The organism is Pseudomonas sp. D4002 (genome assembly GCF_013385665.1).
Classification (GTDB): domain Bacteria; phylum Pseudomonadota; class Gammaproteobacteria; order Pseudomonadales; family Pseudomonadaceae; genus Aquipseudomonas.
The window spans coordinates 165,104-187,869 of record NZ_JACAPN010000024.1; the positions used below are offsets into that span (position 1 = coordinate 165,104).

Sequence of the window (22,766 nt, forward strand, 5' to 3'; positions counted from 1 at the left end):
AGGAACACTCGATGAATACCGAAGGACTCACAGAAGTTGCCGTAAAAGACGCTCACCCGGTGGTCGAACAAGCTACCGAGACCCCGCCGGAGCTGGAGCCGGCCCCGCCTGCCGTGGTGGCCGAAGCGCCCGCTGCCGCGCCGGTACCGGTGGTTGCGGTTACCAACCTGGATGACAGCAGCCTGTACATCCATCGCGAGCTGTCACAACTGCAATTCAACATCCGCGTGCTGGAACAGGCACTGGATGAGTCCTACCCATTGCTGGAGCGGTTGAAATTCCTGCTGATCTTCTCCAGCAACCTGGACGAGTTCTTCGAGATCCGTGTCGCCGGCCTGAAGAAGCAGATCACGTTCGCCCGTGAACAAGCCGGTGCCGACGGCCTGCAACCGCATCAGGCCCTGGCCCGCATCAGCGAGCTGGTACACGGCCACGTGGACCGCCAATACGCGATCCTCAATGACATCCTGCTGCCGGAACTGGAAAAGCATCACGTGCGCTTCATCCGGCGCCGGCACTGGACCACCAAGATCAAAACCTGGGTGCGCCGCTACTTCCGCGACGAAATCTCGCCGATCATCACCCCCATCGGCCTCGACCCGACGCACCCGTTCCCGTTGCTGGTGAACAAGAGCCTGAACTTCATCGTCGAGCTGGAAGGTATCGACGCCTTCGGTCGCGATTCCGGCCTTGCGATCATCCCGGCGCCGCGCTTGCTGCCACGGATCATCAAGGTACCGGAAGAGGTGGGGGGCGCTGGCGATAACTATGTATTCCTTTCGTCGATGATCCACGCCCACGCCGATGACCTGTTCCAGGGCATGAAGGTCAAGGGCTGCTACCAGTTCCGCCTGACCCGTAACGCCGACTTGGCGCTGGACTCCGAAGACGTCGAAGACTTGGCCCGCGCCCTGCGCGGCGAGCTGTTCTCCCGTCGCTACGGTGATGCGGTGCGCCTGGAAGTGGCGGACACCTGTCCGAAACACCTGTCAGACTACCTGCTCAAGCAGTTCAACCTGAGCGAGACCGAGCTGTACCAGGTCAATGGCCCGGTGAACCTGACGCGCCTGTTCAGCATTACTGGTCTGGACAGCCACCCGGAGCTGCAATACACGCCGTTCACCCCGCAGATCCCGAAACTGCTGCAAAACAGCGAGAACATCTTCAGTGTGGTGAGCAAGCAGGACATTCTGCTGCTGCACCCGTTCGAGTCCTTCACCCCGGTGGTCGACCTGCTGCGCCAGGCCGCCAAGGACCCGCACGTGCTGGCTGTGCGCCAAACCCTGTACCGCTCCGGCGCCAACTCCGAAATCGTCGATGCGCTGGTAGACGCCGCGCGTAACGGCAAGGAAGTGACGGCGGTGATCGAACTGCGGGCGCGGTTCGACGAAGAGTCCAACCTGCAACTGGCCAGCCGTCTGCAAGCCGCCGGTGCGGTGGTGATCTACGGCGTGGTCGGCTTCAAGACCCACGCCAAGATGATGCTGATCCTGCGCCGCGAAGCCGGTGAGATCGTGCGCTACGCCCACTTGGGCACCGGCAACTACCACGCCGGCAACGCCAAGCTCTACACCGACTACAGCCTCCTGACCTCCGACGACGCCTTGTGTGAAGACGTCGGCAAGCTGTTCAGCCAGTTGATCGGCATGGGCAAGACCTTGCGCATGAAGAAACTGCTGCACGCGCCGTTCACCCTGAAGAAGGGCATGCTCGACATGATTGCCCGCGAGACCCAGTTCGCCCTCGAAGGCAAGCCGGCGCACATCATCGCCAAGTTCAACTCGCTGACCGATCCGAAGATCATCCGTGCGCTGTACAAGGCCAGCCAGTCGGGTGTGCGTATCGATTTGGTGGTGCGTGGCATGTGCTGCCTGCGGCCGGGCATCGCCGGGGTATCCCATAACATCCACGTGCGTTCGATCATCGGGCGCTTCCTGGAGCACACGCGGGTGTTCTACTTCCTCAATGGCGGCGAGGAGCAGATGTTCCTCTCCAGTGCCGACTGGATGGAGCGCAACCTCGACAAACGCGTGGAGACCTGCTTCCCGGTGGAAGGCAAGAAACTGATCATGCGGGTCAAGAAGGAGCTGGAAAGTTATCTCACCGATAACACCCACAGCTGGAGCCTGCAGTCGGACGGGCGCTACGTGCGCAACACCCCGACCGGCAACCAGAACCCGCGCAGCGCCCAGGCGACGTTGCTGGAGAAGCTGGGCAGCCCGATTCTGACGGTGAACTAAAAACCGACGCGGTCAAAAATGTGGGAGCGGGCTTGCTCGCGAAAGCGGTGGATCAGTCGATGAATCTGTTGACTGACACTCCGCCTTCGCGAGCAAGCCCGCTCCCACATTTGTTTTGTGGCGTTGGATTGTTCCCACGCTCTGCGTGGGAATACATCCTGTGACGCTCCGCGTCACTCACTCATATCAGCGCACGTTCAGCGTGAACCCAACCCGCGTCAGCCACTCGGCTTCCTGGGCGAAATCCGCCTGGGTCAGCTGGTTTTCATCCAGCCAGTTCTTCGGGAATACCACGTCCAGGCTGTCGGCATTGGCCCGCAGGACCACTTGCGGCATTTCCTGGGTACCACGGATGTGGTGGAACAGGATCGCAAACCGCAGCAGCGCGCACAGGCGAATCAGCTTGATGCCCTCGGCACCGAACTCGGCAAACTTGTCCCGGGGGATGTTGCGGCGGTGGCCGCGTACCAGCAGCGCGAGCATCTGCTGGTCTTCACGGGAGAAACCCGCCAGGTCCGAGTGCTCGATCAGGTAGGCGCCGTGCTTGTGGTAATGGTAGTGGGCGATGTCCAGCCCCACTTCATGGACCTTGGCCGCCCAGCCCAGCAGTTCACGCCACACGCCGTCTTCCAGGTCCCAGTCCGCTGCGACCTGGTCGAAAGCATGCAGCGCCTTGCGTTCAACCCGCGCCGCCTGTTCCAGGTCGACGTGGTAACGCTCCATCAACGAGCTGAGGGTGCGCTCACGGACGTCTTCATGATGATGACGGCCCAGCAGGTCGTAGAGCACCCCTTCACGCAGGGCGCCATCGCAGTGGTCCATGCGTTGCAGTTCGAGGGCGTCGAAAATCGCTTCGAGAATCGCCAGGCCCGCCGGGAAAATGGTGCGGCGATCAGGCTTGATGCCTTCGAAGTCGATCTTCTCGGCATCCCCCAGCTTGAACAGCTTGCGCTTGAGCCAGGCCAGGCCTTCGGCGTTGACCTCGCCAGTGCCATGGCCGCCGGCCTTGAGGGCCAGGCCGATGGCGCGGATGGTGCCGGACGAACCGATGGCCTCATCCCAGGTCAGGCGGTGCAGGGCGTGCTCGATGCTCATGATCTCCAGCCGCGCCGCCGTATAAGCCTGGGCGTAGCGGGCCGGGGTGATCTTGCCGTCCTTGAAATAGCGCTGGGTGTAGCTGACGCAGCCCATTTGCAGGCTTTCGCGCAGCAGCGGCTCGAAGCGCTGGCCAATAATGAATTCGGTACTGCCACCGCCGATGTCGGCCACCAGGCGCTTGCCCGGAGTGTCGGCCAGGGTGTGGGACACGCCGAGGTAGATCAGGCGTGCTTCCTCGCGGCCGGAGATGACCTCTACCGGGTGCCCGAGGATCTCCTCGGCGCGACGGATGAACTCGCCCCGGTTGCGGGCTTCCCGCAGGGCGTTGGTGCCGACGATCCGCACGGCGCCCGGGGGCATGCCGTTGATCAGTTGGGCAAAGCGCTTCAGGCAATCGAGCCCGCGCTGCATGGATTCTTCATTGAGCTGACGCTCGTCGTCGATCCCGGCAGCCAGCTGCACTTTCTCGCCGAGCCGCTCAAGGATGCGGATTTCGCCGTTCTGGGCCTTGGCCACGACCATGTGAAAGCTGTTGGAGCCCAGGTCGATGGCGGCGATCAGGGACAGATTCTTGGCTTGGGATTGCGGCATGGTTAAGGGGTCTCGGTCGATAACCTCGCCATCGTGCCACGATCAACCGCTGACGCCAACGCGTAGTGCTTCCGGAATTCGCTCATCGGTGTCTTGGAGAAAAATCTGCAGGATATGTAGGGCGATTCTTGATGCGCCTGGCGATTGTTCCGTAGGGCAAGTGGAGTAACGGAAATCTCCAGCTTTAATAGGCTTCCTGAATATGCCTACATGGCTGGGTTATTTGTTCCAGTCGATAATTAAGTCAGGACTACTGCAAGGATGATCTAAGGGGACATTGTTTTTTTACCGCTCTGACACTAGTTCAGGCGTCGTCTCATTCTTTCTTCGGGTGTTTACGAGAGAGACTGTCACTCGGCAATTAAGCCGTGGTGTTAACTATTTGTAGTTTGCCTATCAAGGTTGATAGCAGTTGGGCATGGAATAGCCCGGCGAACCACATGCACCTGAGAACTTCAGTGACAGGATGAACATGAACAGAACATTTGGTTTGGCAATAGTGGTCGTTGGCCTGGCGGTAAGCATGGGTACTCAAGCAAATACAAGTGGTGCCGGGAACCTGAGAGTCACCGGAACCATTAAACCAGTTGCATGCACGGTAAACCTCGGCGCCACAGGCGGCACCGTTGATTACGGTACGATCAATGCGTCGAGCATTCCGCTGACCTCTTTCTATCCTCTGCCGGAAAAGTCGCTGCCGTTAAACGTCAACTGTGGTGCGGCGGCTGCCCAGATGGCACTGTCCGTTACTGACTCACAAACAAACAGTGTCGTAAGGGGGATCCTGGGAACCGGCTTCACCGACAACCACAACTTTGGTCTTGGCGCGGTCGGAACCAGGAATACCGGTGGCTATTCGATCAGGCTCGCCACCTTGACCACTGTCGGCGCTACGCTGTACCCGCTTAGAAGGACAAGCTCCGGCGGTGCCTGGAGCACCAGTGACGGCAAGGTCGAAAAATCTCCTTACCAGCACTCCTGGAGCCGTAATAACAACACAACTCCAGCCGCGGTCTCTTCCGTTACCGGCACTCTCGTAGTCAAGGCTGTGATCAATCGCGGCGATGCACTGGATCTCAGCAGGGATATTCAATTGAATGGAGCTGCTACTTTGGTAGTAACTCGAATCTAACTCTATAAACATGGCCAGCATTTAGCAGGCGGTCGCGCACCGTGGCTTCGTGCTGGCTCTTTATATGCGTATAGGTACTTCGTGATTGTCAACGGTGCGTTATCTGGTTGCGGGTAGAGTTCGATGAGTCGTCTTTTAAATGCAGTTAATGCTCTGTTCTGGTGTGCGAATCTTTATTTTTTAGTTTCTGGCAGTGTAAGAGCGGATGGGATGGAGCCGGAAACATCCGTTGTTATTCTTTATGAAGAGAACGGTGAAGCGACGATCAACGTAAAAAATACGGACGCTGGCCCTGCTTTACTTCACACAGTCATTCAAAACGTCCCGGAAGATCCGGAGACACTCTTGATCGTTACGCCTCCTATCGCCCGTGTCGAACCGGGCGAAACACAACTTGTGCGGTTTATCAGTACCTTGAAGCAGCCGCTCAAGACTCAGCGATTGAAGCGCGTCACCTTTGAAGGTATTCCGCAGGCGCGCGCCGAAGGGCGCTCGACTATTGGAGTGACCATTCGACAGGACTTACCGCTGATCCTGCATCCCCAGGGCTTGCCGCGGCATCAGGAGCCATGGAAGTTGCTGAAGTGGAAGCTGCGGGGAAATCGGCTGACGGTTCATAACGACAGTGCCTACGTGGTCCGGATGGGGCTGGAGGTACACCTGCTGCCGTCGAGGCACCCGGCGATATTGCCGCGCACCTATATCCTGCCTGGCGAAGTGTTATCGACCCGCATCGAAGAGGCGGTGGCCCAGGTCAGCGGTGTCGAGATTCAACCCGCGACGGTCTACGGGTATTCGGCAACCGCCTACGAAGCCTCCGTTGTTGTCGAGGCGGGTTGAGCGGTCTATGAGAAATGCTACCCATGCAAACGATTGGAGCCTCTCTGTACGACCCATTCGAACCTCGGTTTCCCGGACTTGTATCGGCCTGGCAACGCTGTGGAGCCTTCCCGCCTACGCGCTGGAGCTTGGATCGGGTTTTGATCTGGCGGTCTTGTCGGCGAACGGGATCGACCCGAAGGTTGCCCATTATTTTCGCAGTGCTGCGCGATTCCGCGAGGGCGTGCACGTGGTGGGGCTGCAGGTCAACGGCACCTCATTGGGCCTGGTGGAGGCGCGCTTCGACTACCAGGGGCAGTTGTGTTTTACCCCGGTCCTGCTGGACAAGGCCGGGTTGCGGTTGCCAGCCGCGATTATTCGGCCGGGCATTGCGCCCGATCAGGCGTGTCATGACTTTCTCGGTGCTTACCCCGCGACCATCGTCAAGTTGCGCCCCGGCAGCGATGAGGTATCGCTGGTGGTGCCTACTCAGTCAATGCGCGAGGCCGAATGGGATGTCGGCAGTTTCTCCCAGGGCGGCACGGCAGCCTTGTTCAATTACGATGTTCAGGGGTTCGAAGAGCGCTTCAACAGCGGCTCTTCCCGCTCGGTTTCGGCCTACACCGAGGCGGGATTCAATATCGGCAACTGGATCGTCCGAAGCCGCCAATTCTTTGTCTCCGATAACGGCAAGCGCAGCAGCGAGCATGTGAATGCCTACGCCCAGCGCGATTTCGCGCCCCTGAAGTCGACCTTCCAGGTCGGGCAGATTTCCAGCAACAACCCGGTGTTCGGTGGGTTACAGCTGTCGGGTTTCCAGCTCTCGCCGGATGGCCAATCGCGCAGTCCGGGTGGCAGCAGCGTGGTGGTCGAAGGTTTGGCCCAGAGCCCATCCCGGGTCGAGGTGCGCCAGGCCGGGGTGTTGATCCATACCACACTGGTACCGGAAGGCCCGTTCACGTTGACCGGATTACCCATACTCAATGGCACCAGCGATCTTGAGGTCAGTGTCATTGGCACTCGCGGTGGCAGGCATGGGTTCACCGTCCCTGCCGCGTCCTTTGCGGGGGCGGTACCGATAGAGCCCGGTTATTACTTCTCCCTGGGCAAGGTGCGTGGGGAAAATCCGGGTGCCGGGGAGCCTCCGGTCGTGGCGATGGGCAGTGGGACCTGGGGATTGGGGCGCAACTCGTCACTGGGATTCGGCCTGTTGAGTACCGACGAATACCAGGCGGCGGGTGGCGTGTGGAGCAGTGTTTTTTTCCAGCACCTTTCGGTTGGCGTGCGCCAGAACCTGTCTCGCGATGGCCGGGACGAAGTTACCGGGGCTCGCAGCTCAGTCACCGTGGGAAGTCCGCTGTTCGCCGGCATTGAAATGACGTCGAGTGCCACTACCCAGACGCGGGATTATCGCGAAGTACTGGAAGTGGGGCAGTCGACGCGGCGTGACCAGCGGGATGCCCGCTTCAAGGACCAATACACGGTAGGTTTGAGTTGGGTCGACCCGTCCCTGGGAGGCTTTTCCGTCAGTTATTCCCGCAGCTCGCAATTTGATGATCGCTCCGCCGAACACGTATTCGCCTCATGGAACCAGCAGTTCAATGGCACCCAGGTGGCTTTGATTGCGGATTCCCGGGTGGGCGGCTCTCGACCGCGCAAGGTCAAGAACACCGTTCGAGAAGAGCGCAGCGATGTGTCGGATAAGGGGCTTTCGCTTCGGTTGCAGGTCACCGTGCCGTTCGGTGGGGATCGCCGCGTCACCTCGTATGCCAGTCGGCGGGGCGACAGGTTCGATCTTGGGACCGCCTTCAGCGATCGGGTCAACGACTATGTGAACTATGAAGTGGGGGTTACGCGTGAGCAGGCGAGCCGTACACAGGCTGTTCACGCCCGCGTGAATGCCATGCCGCGTTACACCCAGATAGGGTTGGGTGTGCGACATGATTCATTGAGCACCGGGTATACCGGCCAATTGCAGGGCGGCGTGGTGGCCCACGACAGAGGCATGACGTTCTCGCCCTATGCCGTCCAGGACACCTTTGGAATTGTCTCGGTGGGTAATGTCGGGGCAGCCAAGGTTTCGACGCCGCAGGGGCCGGTCTGGACTGACTACCGCGGGCAGGCGGTGATCGCCAGCCTGCCTGCCTACCGCAGCAGCAATGTCGAGGTGCAAACCCAATCCCTGCCCAAGCGCATCGATCTGAAAAACGGCACCAAGGTCCTTGCGGCCGGACGCGGTTCTTTCAACACGATCGATTTCGAAGTAGTGAAAGTGCGCCGTGTATTGCTTGAGGTCCGTGACGCGCGGGGCCAACCCTTGCCCCAGGGAGCCTCGGTTCTCGACAGCAACAATGCTTTCCTGACCAGCGTCGTGGGCGAGGGCATGGTCTTCCTTAACAGCCTGGATGAGTCGCGAGCGCTGAACATCTCCTTGCCAGATTCAAGCACCTGCTTGTTGCAACTGAACCTTGAGCCAGAATCCAATGACGACAAATTCTATGAAACAGGTTCGGCGGTCTGCCGTACCCTCTGAGCCGGTGGGGCCTTTTGACGGTGTACGCCTGCGTCATGGGCTTATCCTTTACCTGCTGCTGTTTGTCGTGGTGTTGGCCAATGAGGCGCGGGCAGATAACTGCCAGGTGTCCTTGAGCCAGCCCCGGGTTGATTACGGTCTGGTTCGCCAAGCCGAGCGGGGCCACCCACAGATCGCGCTGGGCAAGCGCACGCTTCGCCTGAGCATGGCCTGTGAGGTGCCGGTATCCATGGCGCTGCGCTTTACGGGCGTACCCGCAGGCCTGGAGGGCTTTCGGTTTGGGCGCCAGGGGCATTTCACCCTGAGCCTGCAGTCCGCTCAAGTCGATGGAAAATCCGTTGAGCTGGTAATGCCGCACCTGTCTGAAGAGCCGGCGACCGGACGATTGCTGCCGGGCCATAGGCTTGTTGCACACGTAGCGGGTATGCCGGTGCATGGGCGCCGCTTCACCGCCCTGGTCAACGTCGAGACCTTCCTGCCTGCGGCTTTGCTGGCCGTCAGGGATGAAACGACATTTGAGGGGCAGGGCGGTTTTGAGTGGGCGCCCGGGGCCTGATGCCTCAGTCCGTGCGCTCCACCGAACCGATGAAGTTGGCCAGCTCGGCGGTCTGCGGATTGGCAAACAGGATTTTCGGGTCGCCCACTTCATGCACCTTGCCCTGGTGCATGAACACCAGCTTGTCACCCACTTCCCGGGCAAAACGCATCTCATGGGTGACCATGATCAGTGTCATGCCATCCTTGGCCAGTTGGCGCACTACGCTGAGCACTTCGTTGACCAGCTCCGGGTCCAGGGCCGAGGTGATTTCATCGCACAGCAGCACTTTGGGCGACATCGCCAGAGCCCGGGCGATTGCTACCCGCTGCTGCTGGCCGCCGGACAAACGATCGGGGAACGCGTCGAACTTCTCCCCCAGCCCAACGCGCTCGAGCATTTGTCGCGCCAATTGTGCGGCCTTGGCTTTCGGCACTTTCTGCACCACTTGCGGCGCAAGCATGACGTTTTCGCCCACCGTCAGGTGTGGGAACAGGTTGAACTGCTGGAACACCATGCCGACTTTCTGCCGCAGGGTGCGCAGGTCGGCGCGGGCGGCGTCGAGGTATTCTCCGTCGACTTCAATCACGCCGTCGTTGATCGACTCCAGGCCATTGAGGGTGCGCAGCAGGGTGGATTTGCCCGAGCCGCTGCGACCGATGATCGCCACCACCTGGCCTTCTTCGACACTCAGGTCAATGCCCTTGAGTACGTGGTGATCGCCGTAATATTTATGCAGGGCGGAAATTCTAAGCAGAGGCATGCAGTCTCCTTTCCAGGTAGCGCGCACTGAGGGACAAGGGGTAGCAGAGCAGGAAGTAACCCAGCGCCACCAGGCCATAGACCATGAAGGGTTCGAAAGTAGCGTTGGCGAGCATGCCGCCGGTCTTGGTCAGCTCGGTGAAGCCGATGATCGAGGTCACGGCGGTGCCCTTGACCACTTGCACCGAGAAACCCACGGTTGGCGCCACGGCAATGCGCAGGGCCTGGGGCAGGATCACATAGCGCAATTGCTCCAGCGGGTTCAGGGCCAGGCTCGCGGACGCCTCCCATTGGCCGTGGGCGATGGAGTCGACGCAGCCACGCCAGATTTCGGCCAGGTAGGCGCTGGTGAACAGGGTCAAGGCAATCGCCGCCGCCAGCCAGGGCGAAATGTCCACGCCGAGCAAGGCGATGCCGAAGAACACCAGGAACAGTTGCATCAACAGCGGCGTGCCCTGGAACAGCTCGATATAGGTGCGGGCGACATTGCGCGGGAACGCCTTGGTGCTGATGCGCATAGTCATCACCAGCAAGCCGATCACGCCGCCGCCGATGAACGCCACCAGCGACAGCAGCAAGGTCCACTGCAAACCGGTGAGCAGGTTGCGCACGATGTCCCAGAACGAAAAATCACTCATCGGGCGTTCCTCATGACATAGCGCCGGCCGATCCAGTTCAGCAATTGGCGGATCATCAACGCCATGCACAGGTAGACCAGGGTTGTCAGCGCATAGGTTTCAAAGGCGCGGAAGTTGCGCGACTGGATAAAATTGGCGGCAAAGCTCAGTTCCTCGGTGGCGATCTGCGAGCAGACCGCCGAGCCGAGCATCACGATGATGATCTGGCTGCTCAGGGCCGGCCAGACCTTGCCCAGCGCGGGCAGCAACACCACATGGCGGAACGCCTCGAAACGTGTCATCGCCAGCGCGGCCGCCGCTTCCAGTTGCCCGCGGGGGATCGCCTGGATCCCGGCGCGGATGATCTCGGTGGAGTACGCCCCCAGGTTGATCACCATCGCCAGCACTGCCGCCTGCCATTCGGTGATTTTCAGGCCGAGGGACGGCAGGCCGAAGAAGATGAAAAACAACTGCACCAGGAACGGCGTGTTGCGGATCAACTCGACGTACACGCCGAAGATCCAACTGAACGGCTGGATCTTCCACGCCCGCACCACGGCGCCGACGATTCCCAGCGCCACGCCCAGTACTGCACCGATGGCGGTCAGTTCAAGTGTGAACAGCGCGCCGCGCAGCAACAGATCGGTATTGGCCAGGACCGGCACAAAGTCGAATTGATAGGCCATAGGCTAATCCTCGTTACCGCGCTCAGAGATCAGCCGGCAGCGGCTCTTTGAGCCACTGCAATGCATTCTTTTCCAGGCTGCCGTCGGCCTTGGCCGCGACCAGGATCTGGTTCACCTTGTCCAGCAGCGCCGGCTCGTTCTTGTTCACGCCCACGTACACCGGCGAGTCCTTGAGCTTCACCTTCAGTGCCGGCACGCGCTTGGGGTTGCGTTCGCTGATGGCCACCATCACCACGTTGCCGCTGGCGATCAGGTCCACCTGGCCGGCGAGGTAGGCGGCGATGGTCGAGTTGTTGTCTTCAAAGCGCTTGATCGTCGCCTCTTTAGGCGCCACGGCGGTCAGCTCGATGTCTTCGATGGCGCCACGGGTCACGCTGATGGTTTTGCCCTTGAGGTCGTCAACGGTGCTGATCGGCGCATCGGGAGGGCCGAATACGGCGAGGTAGAAGGGCGCGTAGGCCTTGGAGAAGTCGATGACCTTCTCGCGCTCGGCGTTCTTGCCCAGGCTGGAAATCACCAGGTCGACCTTGCCGGTGGTGAGGAACGGGATGCGGTTGGTGCTGTTGACCGGGGTCAGTTCAAGCTTGACCTTGAGCTGGTCGGCCAAAAGCTTTGCGGTGTCGATGTCCAGGCCGCGGGGCTTCATGTCCGGGCCGACCGACCCGAACGGCGGGAAATCCTGGGGCACGGCCACCTTGAGGGTGCCACGGGCGACGATATCGTCCAGACCGTTGGCCTGGGCGGGCGCCTGGCTCAGCATCAGGCTGGCAAACAGGGCAGTGAGCAGGGCGCTGCAACGCTTGGTCATGGCGACTCTCCGAAAAGGACGAAAGGATTTTCCGGTTTTTGCCAGTGCACAGCCCATGCCAGCACCGCCGTATTTCGCGCCAGAGCCGGTGGCTGTTGAGTCTTGGCGGTCTTACTGGTCTGAACAGTTACTGGGTTTTCTGCACCCTTTTCGAGCGCCGTCAAAACCGCGCGAGCCCCTTTGGGGCGTGGCTTGCCGGGCGCTGCGAATAGCTTTACAACTAGCCGCTCAGTTGACTGGAAACCTGAGTTTCTTATGAATTCCATCGCCCAAGCCGTACCGGAAGTGGCGCTACAGGCCATCCGCAAATTGATCGCTGACGAGGGCTTCGGGCCGGGTGATGCGTTGCCCTCCCAGCGCGACCTGGCGCTGCAATTGGGCGTGAGCCGGGCCTCTTTGCGTGAAGCCTTGTCGTCACTCAGTGCCTTGGGCGTGGTAAGTGTGCAGCCGGGCAAAGGCGTGTTCGTGCAAGCAGTCGAAGAGCTGCCGGGGTTGGCCTGGCCGTTTACGGCGCAGGCGACGCCGCTGGATATCTTTCAACTGCGCTACGCCCTGGAAGGTTTTGCGGCGGGGCTGGCGGCGGTGACGCTGACCACCGGGGAGTTGGACATCCTGGAAGATAACGTCGAGGCGATGCGCAAGGAGCTGAAGGCCGGTGATTTCGAGGCAGCCGCCCGGCTGGACTTCGAATTCCACCGGCGCATCCTGCTGGCCAGCGGCAATCAGGCGATGGTGAGCATCCTCAGCGCCAGTGCCGAGGTGTTCCTGGAGAGCCAGAAACTACCGTTCATCCGGCCGGAGCGGGCCATGGAGACCTGGCAGGAGCACCGCAAGGTCCTCCGTGCCCTGGCCCGACGCGCCAGCGGGGCGGCGCAGAAAAGCATGCAGGAACATGTGCGTAACGCGGCGTTGCGTACAGGGATTGCCTTCATCACTCCCGTAACCCCATGAGTTGGGCTATACCCAAACTCATGCGCCATCATAGGAAGAGTCAATCAGCTGCAGCTTCCTGAACGCGGGAAGGGCGGCTATGATGGGCAACGTTTTTTTTGCTTACAACCCGGAGACATCCATGAGCAACGATCTTATCAAGCACGTCACCGACGCGACCTTCGAGGCCGAAGTACTGAAGGCCCAGGGCCCGGTGCTGGTTGACTACTGGGCTGAGTGGTGCGGTCCTTGCAAAATGATCGCTCCGGTCCTGGACGACATTGCCACCACTTACGAAGGCAAGTTGACCATTGCCAAGCTGAACATCGACGACAACCAGGAAACTCCGGCCAAGCACGGCGTGCGTGGTATCCCGACCCTGATGCTGTTCAAGAACGGCAACGTCGAGGCCACCAAGGTCGGCGCGCTGTCGAAGTCCCAGCTGCAGGCTTTCCTCGACGCCAATATCTAAGCGTCCTCAAAAAGCCCCGCAATTTGCGGGGCTTTTTCGTGAAACAGGGCTAGACGCTCTGAAACTCAGGTGGTACATTCGGCCCCGCACTGGTTTCTCCACTGCCCCCTGCAAGCCGTCGCCGACGCTCTCCTTTTCGATTAGTACGCGATCCTGTCGCCTTCTCTGCGGCGCGGCCTCATTAAGCCAAAAGCTTAATTTCCCCCCCTCCATAAATGATTACGTCATTCCTATATGAATCTGACTGAACTCAAGCAAAAGCCGATTACCGAACTGCTCGAATTGGCCGAACAGATGGGCATAGAAAATATGGCCCGTTCGCGCAAGCAGGACGTGATTTTCTCCCTGCTGAAAAAGCACGCGAAAAGCGGCGAGGAAATCTCCGGTGATGGCGTGCTGGAGATTCTCCAGGACGGCTTCGGCTTCCTCCGCTCTGCAGACGCTTCCTATCTCGCCGGCCCAGACGATATCTACGTCTCGCCGAGCCAGATCCGTCGCTTCAACTTGCGCACCGGTGACACCATCGTTGGCAAGATCCGCCCTCCAAAGGAAGGCGAGCGTTATTTCGCCCTGCTCAAGGTCGACACGATCAACTACGATCGTCCCGAGAACGCGAAAAACAAGATTCTCTTCGAGAACCTGACGCCGCTGTTCCCGACCGTGCGCATGAAGATGGAAGCCGGCAACGGTTCCACCGAAGACTTGACCGGTCGTGTCATCGACCTGTGTGCCCCGATCGGCAAAGGCCAGCGCGGCCTGATCGTGGCCCCGCCGAAAGCCGGCAAGACCATCATGCTGCAGAACATCGCAGCGAACATCGCCCGTAATAACCCTGAAGTTCACCTGATCGTGTTGCTGATCGATGAGCGTCCGGAAGAAGTAACCGAAATGCAGCGCACCGTGCGCGGCGAAGTGGTTGCCTCGACGTTCGATGAGCCGCCAACCCGCCACGTGCAGGTTGCCGAAATGGTGATCGAGAAGGCCAAGCGCCTGGTCGAACACAAGAAAGACGTGGTGATCCTGCTCGACTCCATCACCCGTCTGGCCCGTGCCTACAACACCGTGATCCCAAGCTCCGGCAAGGTGCTCACCGGTGGTGTCGATGCCCACGCCCTGGAGAAACCGAAACGTTTCTTCGGCGCTGCGCGGAACATCGAAGAAGGCGGCTCGCTGACCATCATCGCCACCGCACTGGTTGAAACCGGTTCGAAGATGGATGAAGTGATCTACGAAGAGTTTAAAGGTACCGGCAACATGGAACTGCCTTTGGACCGTCGTATCGCCGAGAAGCGGGTGTTCCCGGCCATCAACATCAACCGTTCCGGCACGCGCCGCGAAGAGTTGCTGACCGCCGATGACGAACTGCAGCGCATGTGGATCCTGCGCAAGCTGCTGCACCCGATGGACGAAGTTGCGGCCATCGAGTTCCTGATCGACAAGCTGAAAACCACCAAGACCAACGACGAGTTCTTCCTGTCGATGAAGCGCAAGTAACACGACGCTTCGGTCAAAAAGGATGGCGCCCCATGGGGCGCCATTTTTTTTGTTTCTGGAAAAGGAGGTTTGGCTTTAGTGTGTGTCTGTTTAGAAACAAACTCGCGTGTGTGACTACACTCGCTGTCCATCCGATCAGGCAAATTACAAGATTTTATGACCATTCTCGCTTATCGCAGGGACATTGACGGCCTGCGTGCCATAGCTGTGCTCGCTGTTGTGCTGTTTCATTTTGGTGTACCGGGCTTTACCGGCGGCTTTGTCGGCGTCGACGTGTTTTTCGTGATCTCCGGCTACTTGATCACCTCGATCATCTGGCGCGAGCGTGAGGCCGGCCGTTTCAGTTTTGTCAGCTTCTGGGCCAGGCGAGCGCGGCGTATCCTGCCGGCACTGTTCGTGATGATGCTCGGCGCGCTGGTGGTGGGCTGGTTCCTGCTGGCGCCCAAGGATTACAGCGAGTTGGGGCGCTCGATACATAACCAGGTGGTGTTTATCTCCAACCTGTTTTTCATGCGTCAGGACGGTTACTTTGATGTGGCCTCCGATATCAAACCGTTGCTGCATACCTGGTCATTGTCGGTTGAAGAACAGTTCTACATCCTCTTCCCACTGCTGCTGACACTGCTGTCGAGCCGGCTCAAATATTGGCGCACGGCGCTGTTCGTATTGTTGCTGGTGTCATTCGGCATGAGTACGTGGGCGGTGGCCCACGCCCCGGAACGAGCCTTTTTCCTGCTGCAGATGCGTGCCTGGGAGCTGTTGGCGGGCGCAATGCTGGCGGTAATGCCGGTACGCGAGTACCGCGCCAGCCCGGCGTTGGCGCAGGCCGTCAGCCTTGCCGGCCTCGGCCTGATCCTGCTGGCGGTCTTCGCGTATGACCCGAGCACGCCGTTTCCCGGCGCCGCAGCGCTGTTGCCGGTGGTGGGCGTGGTCTGCCTGATTTGGGCCAACGGCCAGCAAACTACCCTGACGAGCAAGCTGCTGGGTAGCCGCTTGCTGGTGGGGATTGGCCTGATCTCCTACTCCTGGTACCTGTGGCACTGGCCGGTGTACGTGTTTGGCAAGTACGCCAGTGTCGACGGGCTGGGCCCGTGGGAGCTTGGTGCACTGTTTGTGTTGAGCCTGGTGTTGGGTTATGCGTCCTGGCGGTTTGTCGAGGCGCCGTTCCGTGAACGTCGGCTGTTGGCAGGGCGCAAGCAAATCCTGGTGGCGGCGGGTATCGCGCTGCTTGGGGTGGGACTGCTCGGCAAAGGCCTGGTCTTGACGAAGGGGTTGCCTTGGCGCCTGTCGCCCGAGGCGCTGCAATTTGCCCAGGCGCGCGAGTGGAGCCCGGACCTCATGGCCTGCCTGGTGGATGGTGGGAAAAATCGCCACCATGGATTTTGTCATTTCGGGCCTCAGTCCACGCCGACGCGCGCGCTGGTCTGGGGCGATAGCCATGCCACGGCGCTGGTTCCGGCGTTGCGAGACGGCGCCAGCAAGTACGGTGTCAGCGTCACGCAGGCAGGTTATGCCGGTTGCCTGCCGTTTAATCGCAAGGAAAGCGTTCCGGGCTGCTTGACCTTTAACCAGCAGGTCACGCAACTGCTCGGCAAGGAAACCTTTAGCGACGTGGTGCTGGTGGCGCGCTGGAGCCTGTATGTCTATGGGCAGCGCGATGGTGATACCGAGGCTTCGTTGCTGGACCCGGCGACCGGAACCTATGACCGCGCCTTCGCCGAGCGGCGCTTCGCTGAAAGTCTGGGCGCCCTTGTGCAGCAATTGCGCGCCAGCGGTCATCGGGTGTGGCTGGTCAAGGAAGTCCCCCTGCAGGAATTCAGTCCGCCTTACCGCTTGAGTCGCCTGGCGATGCTCGGCCGGCCCACCGACAAAGAAGGCATGCCCCTGGATGAGCACCTCCAGCGCCAGGCCTATATCAGCAGCGTATTCGAGCGCATGGCGGCGGCTGATCCCGGGGTAAAGGTAATGGATCCGGCGCCCAAGTTATGCAGTGCGAATGACTGGTGCCGGGTGGAACTGGACGGTCAGTCGCTGTACACCGACGACAATCACCTCTCGGCGGTTGGTTCGCGGTATGTCGAGGCGTTTCTTGAACCCTTGTTCAAAGCCTTGCGCGATGAAACCCAGGCATCGGCTCTTTGAGTCTGTGTCGTCGGCAATGCTGCTCAATAAGCTGCCAGCGACCGTAAGAGCAGGTAGGATGTACGCCTATTTTACGGGTGGCATGGTTAATGAAATTCAAGGATCTTCGGGATTTCGTGCAGCAACTTGAGCAGCGCGGAGAGTTGAAACGTATCCAGGTGCCGATTTCCCCGGTCCTGGAGATGACTGAGATTTGCGACCGCACCTTGCGCAACAAGGGCCCGGCGCTGCTGTTCGAAAACCCGGTGGGCTTTGATATCCCGGTGCTCGGCAACCTGTTCGGCACTCCCGACCGCGTGGCGTTTGGCATGGGCGCCGAGTCGGTCAGCGAACTGCGCGAGATCGGCAAGCTGCTGGCCTTCCTCAAGGAACCCGAGCCACCCAAGGGGCTCAAGGACGCCTGGTCGAAGCTGCCCATCTTCCGCAAGATCATCGCCATGGCCCCCAAGGTCGTGAAAGACGCGGTTTGCCAGGAAGTGGTGATCGAAGGCGAGGATGTCGACCTCGGCATGCTCCCCGTGCAGACCTGCTGGCCTGGCGACGTCGGCCCGCTGATCACCTGGGGCCTGACCGTCACCAAGGGCCCGAACAAGGACCGCCAGAACCTCGGCATCTACCGTCAGCAAGTGATCGGCCGCAACAAGGTCATCATGCGCTGGCTGAGCCACCGTGGCGGCGCCCTGGATTTCCGTGAGTGGTGCGAAAAGCACCCCGGCCAGCCATTCCCTGTTTCCGTGGCCCTGGGCGCCGACCCGGCGACCATCCTCGGCGCCGTCACGCCGGTGCCCGACAGCCTGTCCGAGTACGCTTTCGCGGGCCTGTTGCGCGGCAATCGCACTGAGCTGGTGAAATGCCGCGGTAACGACCTGCAAGTGCCGGCCACCGCCGAAATCATCCTCGAAGGCGTGATTCACCCGGGCGAGATGGCCGATGAAGGCCCCTACGGCGACCACACCGGCTACTACAACGAAGTCGACAGCTTCCCGGTGTTCACCGTCGAGCGCATCACCCACCGGATCAAGCCGATCTACCACAGCACCTACACCGGCCGCCCGCCTGATGAGCCGGCGATCCTCGGCGTGGCGTTGAACGAAGTGTTTGTGCCGATCCTGCAAAAGCAGTTTCCGGAAATCACTGACTTCTACCTGCCGCCCGAAGGCTGCTCGTATCGCATGGCCATCGTGACGATGAAGAAGTCGTACCCCGGCCACGCCAAGCGGGTAATGCTGGGTGTGTGGTCGTTTTTGCGACAGTTCATGTACACCAAGTTCGTTATTGTCACCGACGACGACATCAACGCCCGGGACTGGAACGACGTGATCTGGGCCATCACCACGCGCATGGACCCCAAGCGCGACACGGTGATGATCGACAACACGCCGATCGACTACCTCGACTTTGCTTCCCCGGTATCGGGCCTCGGCTCGAAAATGGGCCTGGACGCCACCCATAAATGGCCGGGTGAAACCACCCGCGAATGGGGCCGCGTGATCGTCAAGGACGAAGCGGTCACTGCCCGTGTCGATGCGCTCTGGAAAGAATTAGGAATAGATTGATGCGTGTAACCCTGCAGCCTTCCGGTGCGGTACTTGAACTTACGCCTGGCGAGCGGATCCTCGAGGGCGCGCGCCGCCTGGGCTACGATTGCCCCCAGGCCTGCCGCAATGGCGTGTGCCACGTGTGCGCGGCGCTGCTGGTGGAAGGCCGGGTGCAGCAAGCCGGTGAGGTGCGTGACCATGGCGAGTTCTATACCTGCATTGCCGAACCGCTGGAAGATTGCATTGTGTTGTGGGATGGCGTGCTGGCGCCGGGAGAGTTGCCGGTGCGCAAACTGTCTTGCCAACTGAGTGAATGCGTCGAGGTGGGCGGTGACGTATGGCGCGTGCGCCTGCGGGCTCCGGCCGGCAAGGCGGTGCGCTACCACGCCGGGCAATACCTGATGATCGAGCGGGAAAACGGCGAGAAGTCGGCATTCTCCCTGGCCTCGGCGCCCCACGCCGGGCGCGAGCTGGAATTGCACGTGCTGGCCCGGGAAGACAGCGCCCGCAGCCTGCTGGAGCAGTTGCAGCGCAACCAGATGGCCCGCATCGAAATGCCGTTTGGCGACACCCACCTGGCGGAACTGCCCGACGGGCCGCTGGTGCTGATCGCCGCCGGCACCGGCATGGCCCAGATGCATAGCCTGATCGAACACTGTCGCGCCAGTGGCTTCAAGCACCCGGTGCATCTGTATTGGGGGGTACGTCGACCGGAAGACTTCTACGACATCGAGCACTGGGACCAGTGGCTGCAACTGCCCAACCTGTTCCTGCACAAAGTGGTCAGCGACCTGTGTGGCTGGGAAGGGCGCTGCGGGCTGTTGCATGAAGCGGTGTGCGAAGACATCAGCGACCTCAAGGCCGTGCATGTCTACGCCAGTGGTTCACCGGCGATGATCTACGGCACCCTGGATGCGCTGGTCGAGGCCGGCATGGATGCACACCAGATGCGTGCTGACGTATTTGCCTACGCACCTCGCCCGTAACATGTGGCGAGGGAGCTTGCTCCCGCTGGGCTGCGCAGCAGCCCCGAAACAGTCGCTGGGTTCTATCTTTAAGATCGCATGAACTTCAGGGCCGCTTCGCGACCCAGCGGGAGCAAGCTCCCTCGCCACAGAAGCCCTTCAGTGGCTTGATCAGAAACGAACGCCCGTGGTCACCATCGCCGCATTGAACCCGAGCAACACCAGCTCGGCGGCGACCGGCCCGTAGTGGGTGCCCACCGAGGGGATGATCACCGGCGCCACCCCCAGTCCATTCAGGGGAATCTTGTCGCGGTACTTGCCGCGATAGCCCTGGATCACACCCCCTGTCAGCTTCAAGTACACCGGGTAATCGGGCATGTCGTAGCGTTTGCCGGCATAGGCGTAGTACGAACGCTGGCTGAACGAGTTGCGAAACGTCGCCCCGCCATACACCAGGCCTGACGCTTCATTGCGCTCCAGGCCGATCAGGTCCTGGTTGTTGTTGTGGTCCTTGTCCGGCGCAAAATGCCGGGTGTAGACGCTCGTCTGGGCATACCAGAAGCCTTTTTCGTCCTGGGTCGGCACTTCCGCCGCCAGGGCGGTGGTGGCCTGTGCCAGGAACAACAGGCTGGGCAGTCGGTATTTCATGGAGTGACCTCGGTAGTCGATTCGGTTGGCGGCCAGGTGGGTCGTGACAGGCGCCTATTTTGAAGGCTCAGCGTGCCCCCAGGCTGAACCTGCGCTGAAACTACAGGGATTGAGGCAGCCAATCCTGATGAGCGGAGCGGCCTGGGCTTATGCATTCGCTTATTCTTTAAAGGTATTTAATTTGTTACATAAATATCATTAAGCTATATGCCAACGGACTACCGACTTTCTGCCAATAACCAATAAATGACCGCCACCGTCCGCCACACGGATCGATCGTACGAGCTCAGAGCATTGACGTTCTGGCTTTTGATTCCAAGGGGAGCGGTATGGGGAGCAACAAGCAGCACCTGCTGTACACGGCGATTTTGTCGGCTAATTTGCTGACCGCTGTGGGATTCAGTCCAGTGGCATCCGCCGAAACGGCCACTGCCGATGTACCCAAACTCGATACAGTCATTGTCACCGGCACCCGCGCCCAAGAGCGCACCGCCAGTGCCTCGTTGTCACCTATCGATGTGATTTCCGGCGACACCTTGCGCAGCACCGGCTCTGATGAGTTGGGCGCGGTGTTGGCCCGATTGATTCCTTCCATCAACTTTCCACGCCCGAGCCTGGTAGACGGTGCCGAACTGGTGCGCCCGGCGCAGCTGCGTGGCCTGTCACCGGACCAGGTGTTGGTGCTGGTCAACGGCAAGCGCCGCCACACCAGTGCCTTCGTCAATCTCGGCGGTGCGGTTGGGCGTGGCTCGGCGCCGGCGGATTTGAATGCGATCCCGTTGTCGGCGGTCGACCATATCGAGGTGCTGCGTGACGGCGCATCGGCCCGCTACGGCTCCGATGCGATTGCCGGGGTGATCAACGTGATCCTCAAGCATGACGACCACGGCGGCTCGATCACCAGCAAGTTTGGTGAGTACAAGAAGGGCGACGGTATCCAGCGCAACCTCAGCGGCAACACCGGTGTGGCGCTGGGCGATAACGGGTTTATCAACATCTCTGCCGAAGGCGCCGACAACGATTACACCAACCGCGCCGGCAAGGACCTGCGTCCGGGCAGCGTTGGTTCGACGACCTACGGCCAGCGGGTGTTCCGCCAGGGCGAGCCGGCCACTGACCAGGGCAAGCTGTTTCTCAACTCGGAATATTCCTTCAGCGATGCGGCCGAGTTCTATGCGTTTGGCGGCTACAGCAAGACCCGCGGCGAAACGGCGGCGTTCTACCGGGCCAGCAACGCGAGCAACAACATTCCTGCACTCAACCCCAATGGTTACCTGCCGTTGATTCGCGGTGACGTGGAAGACACGTCCCTGGCGGTCGGCCTGCGCGGCTTGTTGGCCTATGACTGGCACTACGATGTGTCGGTCAACTACGGCAAGAACCAGTACCAGATCGGTACCGAAACCATCAACACCTCGCTGGGCCTGGCCACGCCGCGCAAGTTCGACAACGGCACGTTGGTCAATGACCAGAAGCAACTCAGCCTGGACCTGTCGCGGGAATTCAGCCTGGGCTGGTTGCCGTATCCAGTGTCGGTGGCGTTTGGCGGCGAATACCTGGACCAGGGTTACCAGATCAAGGCGGGCGACCCGGCGTCCTACTACCAGACCGGCAGCTCGGGCCTGGGCGGCTTCCGTGATTCCGACGCCGGCACCAGCACGCGCCACAACTGGGCGCAGTACCTGGACCTGGAAACCAACTTCACCGAAAAACTCAGTGCCTCCGCCGCCGTGCGTCACGAGGACTACAGTGATTTTGGCTCCAACGTCAGCGGCTCGCTCTCGGCGCGCTACGACTTCACCCCGCAAGTGGCCTTGCGCGGCAGTGTTTCCAACGGTTTCCGTGCGCCGTCCCTGGCACAGCAAAACTTCGCCTACACCTCGTCGCAACTGATCGGCAACACCATCCAGGAAGCCGGCACCTTCCCGGCCAACAGCCAGGTGGCGCGCCTGCTCGGCGCTGAAGACCTGAAAGCCGAGAAGTCCCGCAACTACAGTCTCGGCCTGGTGCTGGAGCCGACCGACAACCTGACCGTGACCGCCGATGTCTACCGTATCGACATCAGCGACCGCATCAGCCTGTCCTCCAACCTGGACCTGAGCAAGAACCCGGCTGCGCTCGCGTATCTGCAGGCCAATGGCGTCGGCAACATCAACTACACCGCGGTGCGCTACTTCACCAACGCCACCGACACCACCACCAATGGCGTCGACCTGGTGGCCAACTATCGCTACCAACTGGACAACGGTGTGCGCTGGAACAGCACCGTGGGCTACAACTACAACCACACCAAGGTCACCGACGTAAAAGCCAACCCGTCCGTACTGGATAGCCTGGGCGCGAGCCTGGTTCGGGTGGATCGTCGCGAGCGCATCGGCCTGCTGGGCGATACCACGCCACAGCACAAGCTGAGCCTGGGCAACGACCTGAGTTTCGGCAACTGGGCGCTGCACAGTAATTTGGTGCGCTATGGTTCATTCACCAGCTACCAGGCCGACCCGACCAACGACCAGCGCTTCAAGGCCGCCTGGCTGTTGGATCTGTCAGCCGACTACAAGCTGAAAAACTGGACCTTCACCGTTGGCGGCGACAACGTCACCGACAAATACCCGGAAAAACTCAATGCCTACGCCAGCAGTGGTGGCAATCTGGCCTATAGCACTTTTTCGCCGTACGGTTACAGCGGCGCGTTCTATTACGGTAAAGTTGCTTACAACTGGTAACAGCTTCTCGTAACAACAAAGGAGACCTAAGCG

At 60.5% G+C, this 22,766-nt stretch carries 18 protein-coding genes; 12 read left to right on the forward strand and 6 right to left on the reverse strand.

The window, feature by feature from the left end; genetic code table 11:
* Window positions 1–11 precede the first annotated feature (11 nt).
* Window positions 12–2,240 (forward strand): polyphosphate kinase 1, encoded by a 2,229-nt coding sequence (ppk1, locus tag HX824_RS17985; protein ID WP_003214009.1) that lies wholly within the window; start codon window positions 12–14, stop codon window positions 2,238–2,240.
* Between the two features lie 186 nt (window positions 2,241–2,426).
* On the opposite strand, the gene ppx is transcribed toward ppk1, so the two are convergent.
* A complete protein-coding gene (ppx, locus tag HX824_RS17990; protein WP_003214007.1) occupies window positions 2,427–3,929 on the reverse strand; it encodes an exopolyphosphatase in 1,503 nt (500 codons plus the stop codon).
* Window positions 3,930–4,401: 472 nt separating this feature from the next.
* Here ppx and HX824_RS17995 point away from each other — a divergent pair, with 472 nt between their 5' ends.
* The 4 genes from HX824_RS17995 (at window position 4,402) to HX824_RS18010 (ending at window position 8,969) form a co-directional block, all read left to right on the forward strand.
* Complete coding sequence (locus HX824_RS17995) at window positions 4,402–5,061, forward strand: DUF1120 domain-containing protein (protein WP_177054892.1); 660 nt, start codon at window positions 4,402–4,404, stop codon at window positions 5,059–5,061.
* A 123-nt stretch (window positions 5,062–5,184) separates the two neighbouring features.
* Window positions 5,185–5,901: a fimbria/pilus chaperone family protein gene (locus HX824_RS18000; RefSeq protein WP_218173584.1), complete on the forward strand. Its 717-nt coding sequence runs from the start codon at window positions 5,185–5,187 to the stop codon at window positions 5,899–5,901.
* A gap of 7 nt (window positions 5,902–5,908) precedes the next feature.
* Window positions 5,909–8,413 carry a fimbria/pilus outer membrane usher protein gene (locus HX824_RS18005; RefSeq protein ID WP_256347031.1) on the forward strand — a complete coding sequence of 835 codons (2,505 nt, stop codon included), beginning with the start codon at window positions 5,909–5,911 and terminating at the stop codon, window positions 8,411–8,413.
* Complete coding sequence (locus tag HX824_RS18010) at window positions 8,379–8,969, forward strand: hypothetical protein (protein ID WP_177020280.1); 591 nt, start codon at window positions 8,379–8,381, stop codon at window positions 8,967–8,969. The genes HX824_RS18005 and HX824_RS18010 overlap by 35 nt, the downstream gene beginning before the upstream one ends.
* A gap of 4 nt (window positions 8,970–8,973) precedes the next feature.
* Here HX824_RS18010 and HX824_RS18015 read toward each other — a convergent pair whose 3' ends face one another.
* Genes HX824_RS18015 through HX824_RS18030 form a run of 4 tightly spaced genes read right to left on the reverse strand, consistent with a single transcriptional unit; the run spans window position 8,974 to window position 11,821 of the window.
* On the reverse strand, window positions 8,974–9,711 hold the full coding sequence (locus tag HX824_RS18015; protein ID WP_003213999.1) for an amino acid ABC transporter ATP-binding protein: 738 nt from the start codon (window positions 9,709–9,711) through the stop codon (window positions 8,974–8,976).
* The gene (locus HX824_RS18020) at window positions 9,698–10,348 is read right to left on the reverse strand and encodes an amino acid ABC transporter permease (RefSeq protein WP_003213996.1); all 651 of its coding nucleotides are present in this window, start codon (window positions 10,346–10,348) and stop codon (window positions 9,698–9,700) included. The genes HX824_RS18015 and HX824_RS18020 overlap by 14 nt, the downstream gene beginning before the upstream one ends.
* Window positions 10,345–11,013, reverse strand: a complete 669-nt coding sequence (locus HX824_RS18025) for an amino acid ABC transporter permease (RefSeq protein ID WP_003213995.1) — start codon at window positions 11,011–11,013, stop codon at window positions 10,345–10,347. Before HX824_RS18025 ends, HX824_RS18020 begins: the two co-directional genes overlap by 4 nt.
* Before the next feature lie 22 nt (window positions 11,014–11,035).
* Entirely contained in the window at window positions 11,036–11,821 is a 786-nt protein-coding gene (locus tag HX824_RS18030) for a transporter substrate-binding domain-containing protein (protein WP_003213993.1), read from the reverse strand.
* A gap of 255 nt (window positions 11,822–12,076) precedes the next feature.
* Here HX824_RS18030 and HX824_RS18035 point away from each other — a divergent pair, with 255 nt between their 5' ends.
* From HX824_RS18035 to HX824_RS18060, 6 genes are all read left to right on the forward strand, one after another.
* Entirely contained in the window at window positions 12,077–12,772 is a 696-nt protein-coding gene (locus HX824_RS18035; RefSeq protein WP_008438871.1) for a FadR/GntR family transcriptional regulator, read from the forward strand.
* Between the two features lie 121 nt (window positions 12,773–12,893).
* Window positions 12,894–13,223 (forward strand): thioredoxin TrxA, encoded by a 330-nt coding sequence (trxA, locus tag HX824_RS18040; RefSeq protein ID WP_003213989.1) that lies wholly within the window; start codon window positions 12,894–12,896, stop codon window positions 13,221–13,223.
* Window positions 13,224–13,457: 234 nt separating this feature from the next.
* Window positions 13,458–14,717, forward strand: coding sequence for a transcription termination factor Rho (gene rho, locus HX824_RS18045; protein ID WP_008438874.1), 1,260 nt, complete (start codon window positions 13,458–13,460; stop codon window positions 14,715–14,717).
* A 156-nt stretch (window positions 14,718–14,873) separates the two neighbouring features.
* Complete coding sequence (locus HX824_RS18050) at window positions 14,874–16,859, forward strand: acyltransferase family protein (RefSeq protein ID WP_177054894.1); 1,986 nt, start codon at window positions 14,874–14,876, stop codon at window positions 16,857–16,859.
* Window positions 16,860–16,948: 89 nt separating this feature from the next.
* The gene (gene ubiD / locus HX824_RS18055) at window positions 16,949–18,415 is read left to right on the forward strand and encodes a 4-hydroxy-3-polyprenylbenzoate decarboxylase (RefSeq protein ID WP_008438879.1); all 1,467 of its coding nucleotides are present in this window, start codon (window positions 16,949–16,951) and stop codon (window positions 18,413–18,415) included.
* Window positions 18,415–19,383 (forward strand): CDP-6-deoxy-delta-3,4-glucoseen reductase, encoded by a 969-nt coding sequence (locus tag HX824_RS18060; RefSeq protein WP_003213981.1) that lies wholly within the window; start codon window positions 18,415–18,417, stop codon window positions 19,381–19,383. Before ubiD ends, HX824_RS18060 begins: the two co-directional genes overlap by 1 nt.
* Window positions 19,384–19,533: 150 nt before the next feature.
* On the opposite strand, the gene HX824_RS18065 is transcribed toward HX824_RS18060, so the two are convergent.
* Entirely contained in the window at window positions 19,534–20,010 is a 477-nt protein-coding gene (locus HX824_RS18065; protein WP_003213979.1) for a hypothetical protein, read from the reverse strand.
* A gap of 329 nt (window positions 20,011–20,339) precedes the next feature.
* Here HX824_RS18065 and HX824_RS18070 point away from each other — a divergent pair, with 329 nt between their 5' ends.
* The gene (locus tag HX824_RS18070; RefSeq protein WP_177054895.1) at window positions 20,340–22,733 is read left to right on the forward strand and encodes a TonB-dependent siderophore receptor; all 2,394 of its coding nucleotides are present in this window, start codon (window positions 20,340–20,342) and stop codon (window positions 22,731–22,733) included.
* Window positions 22,734–22,766 lie beyond the last annotated feature (33 nt).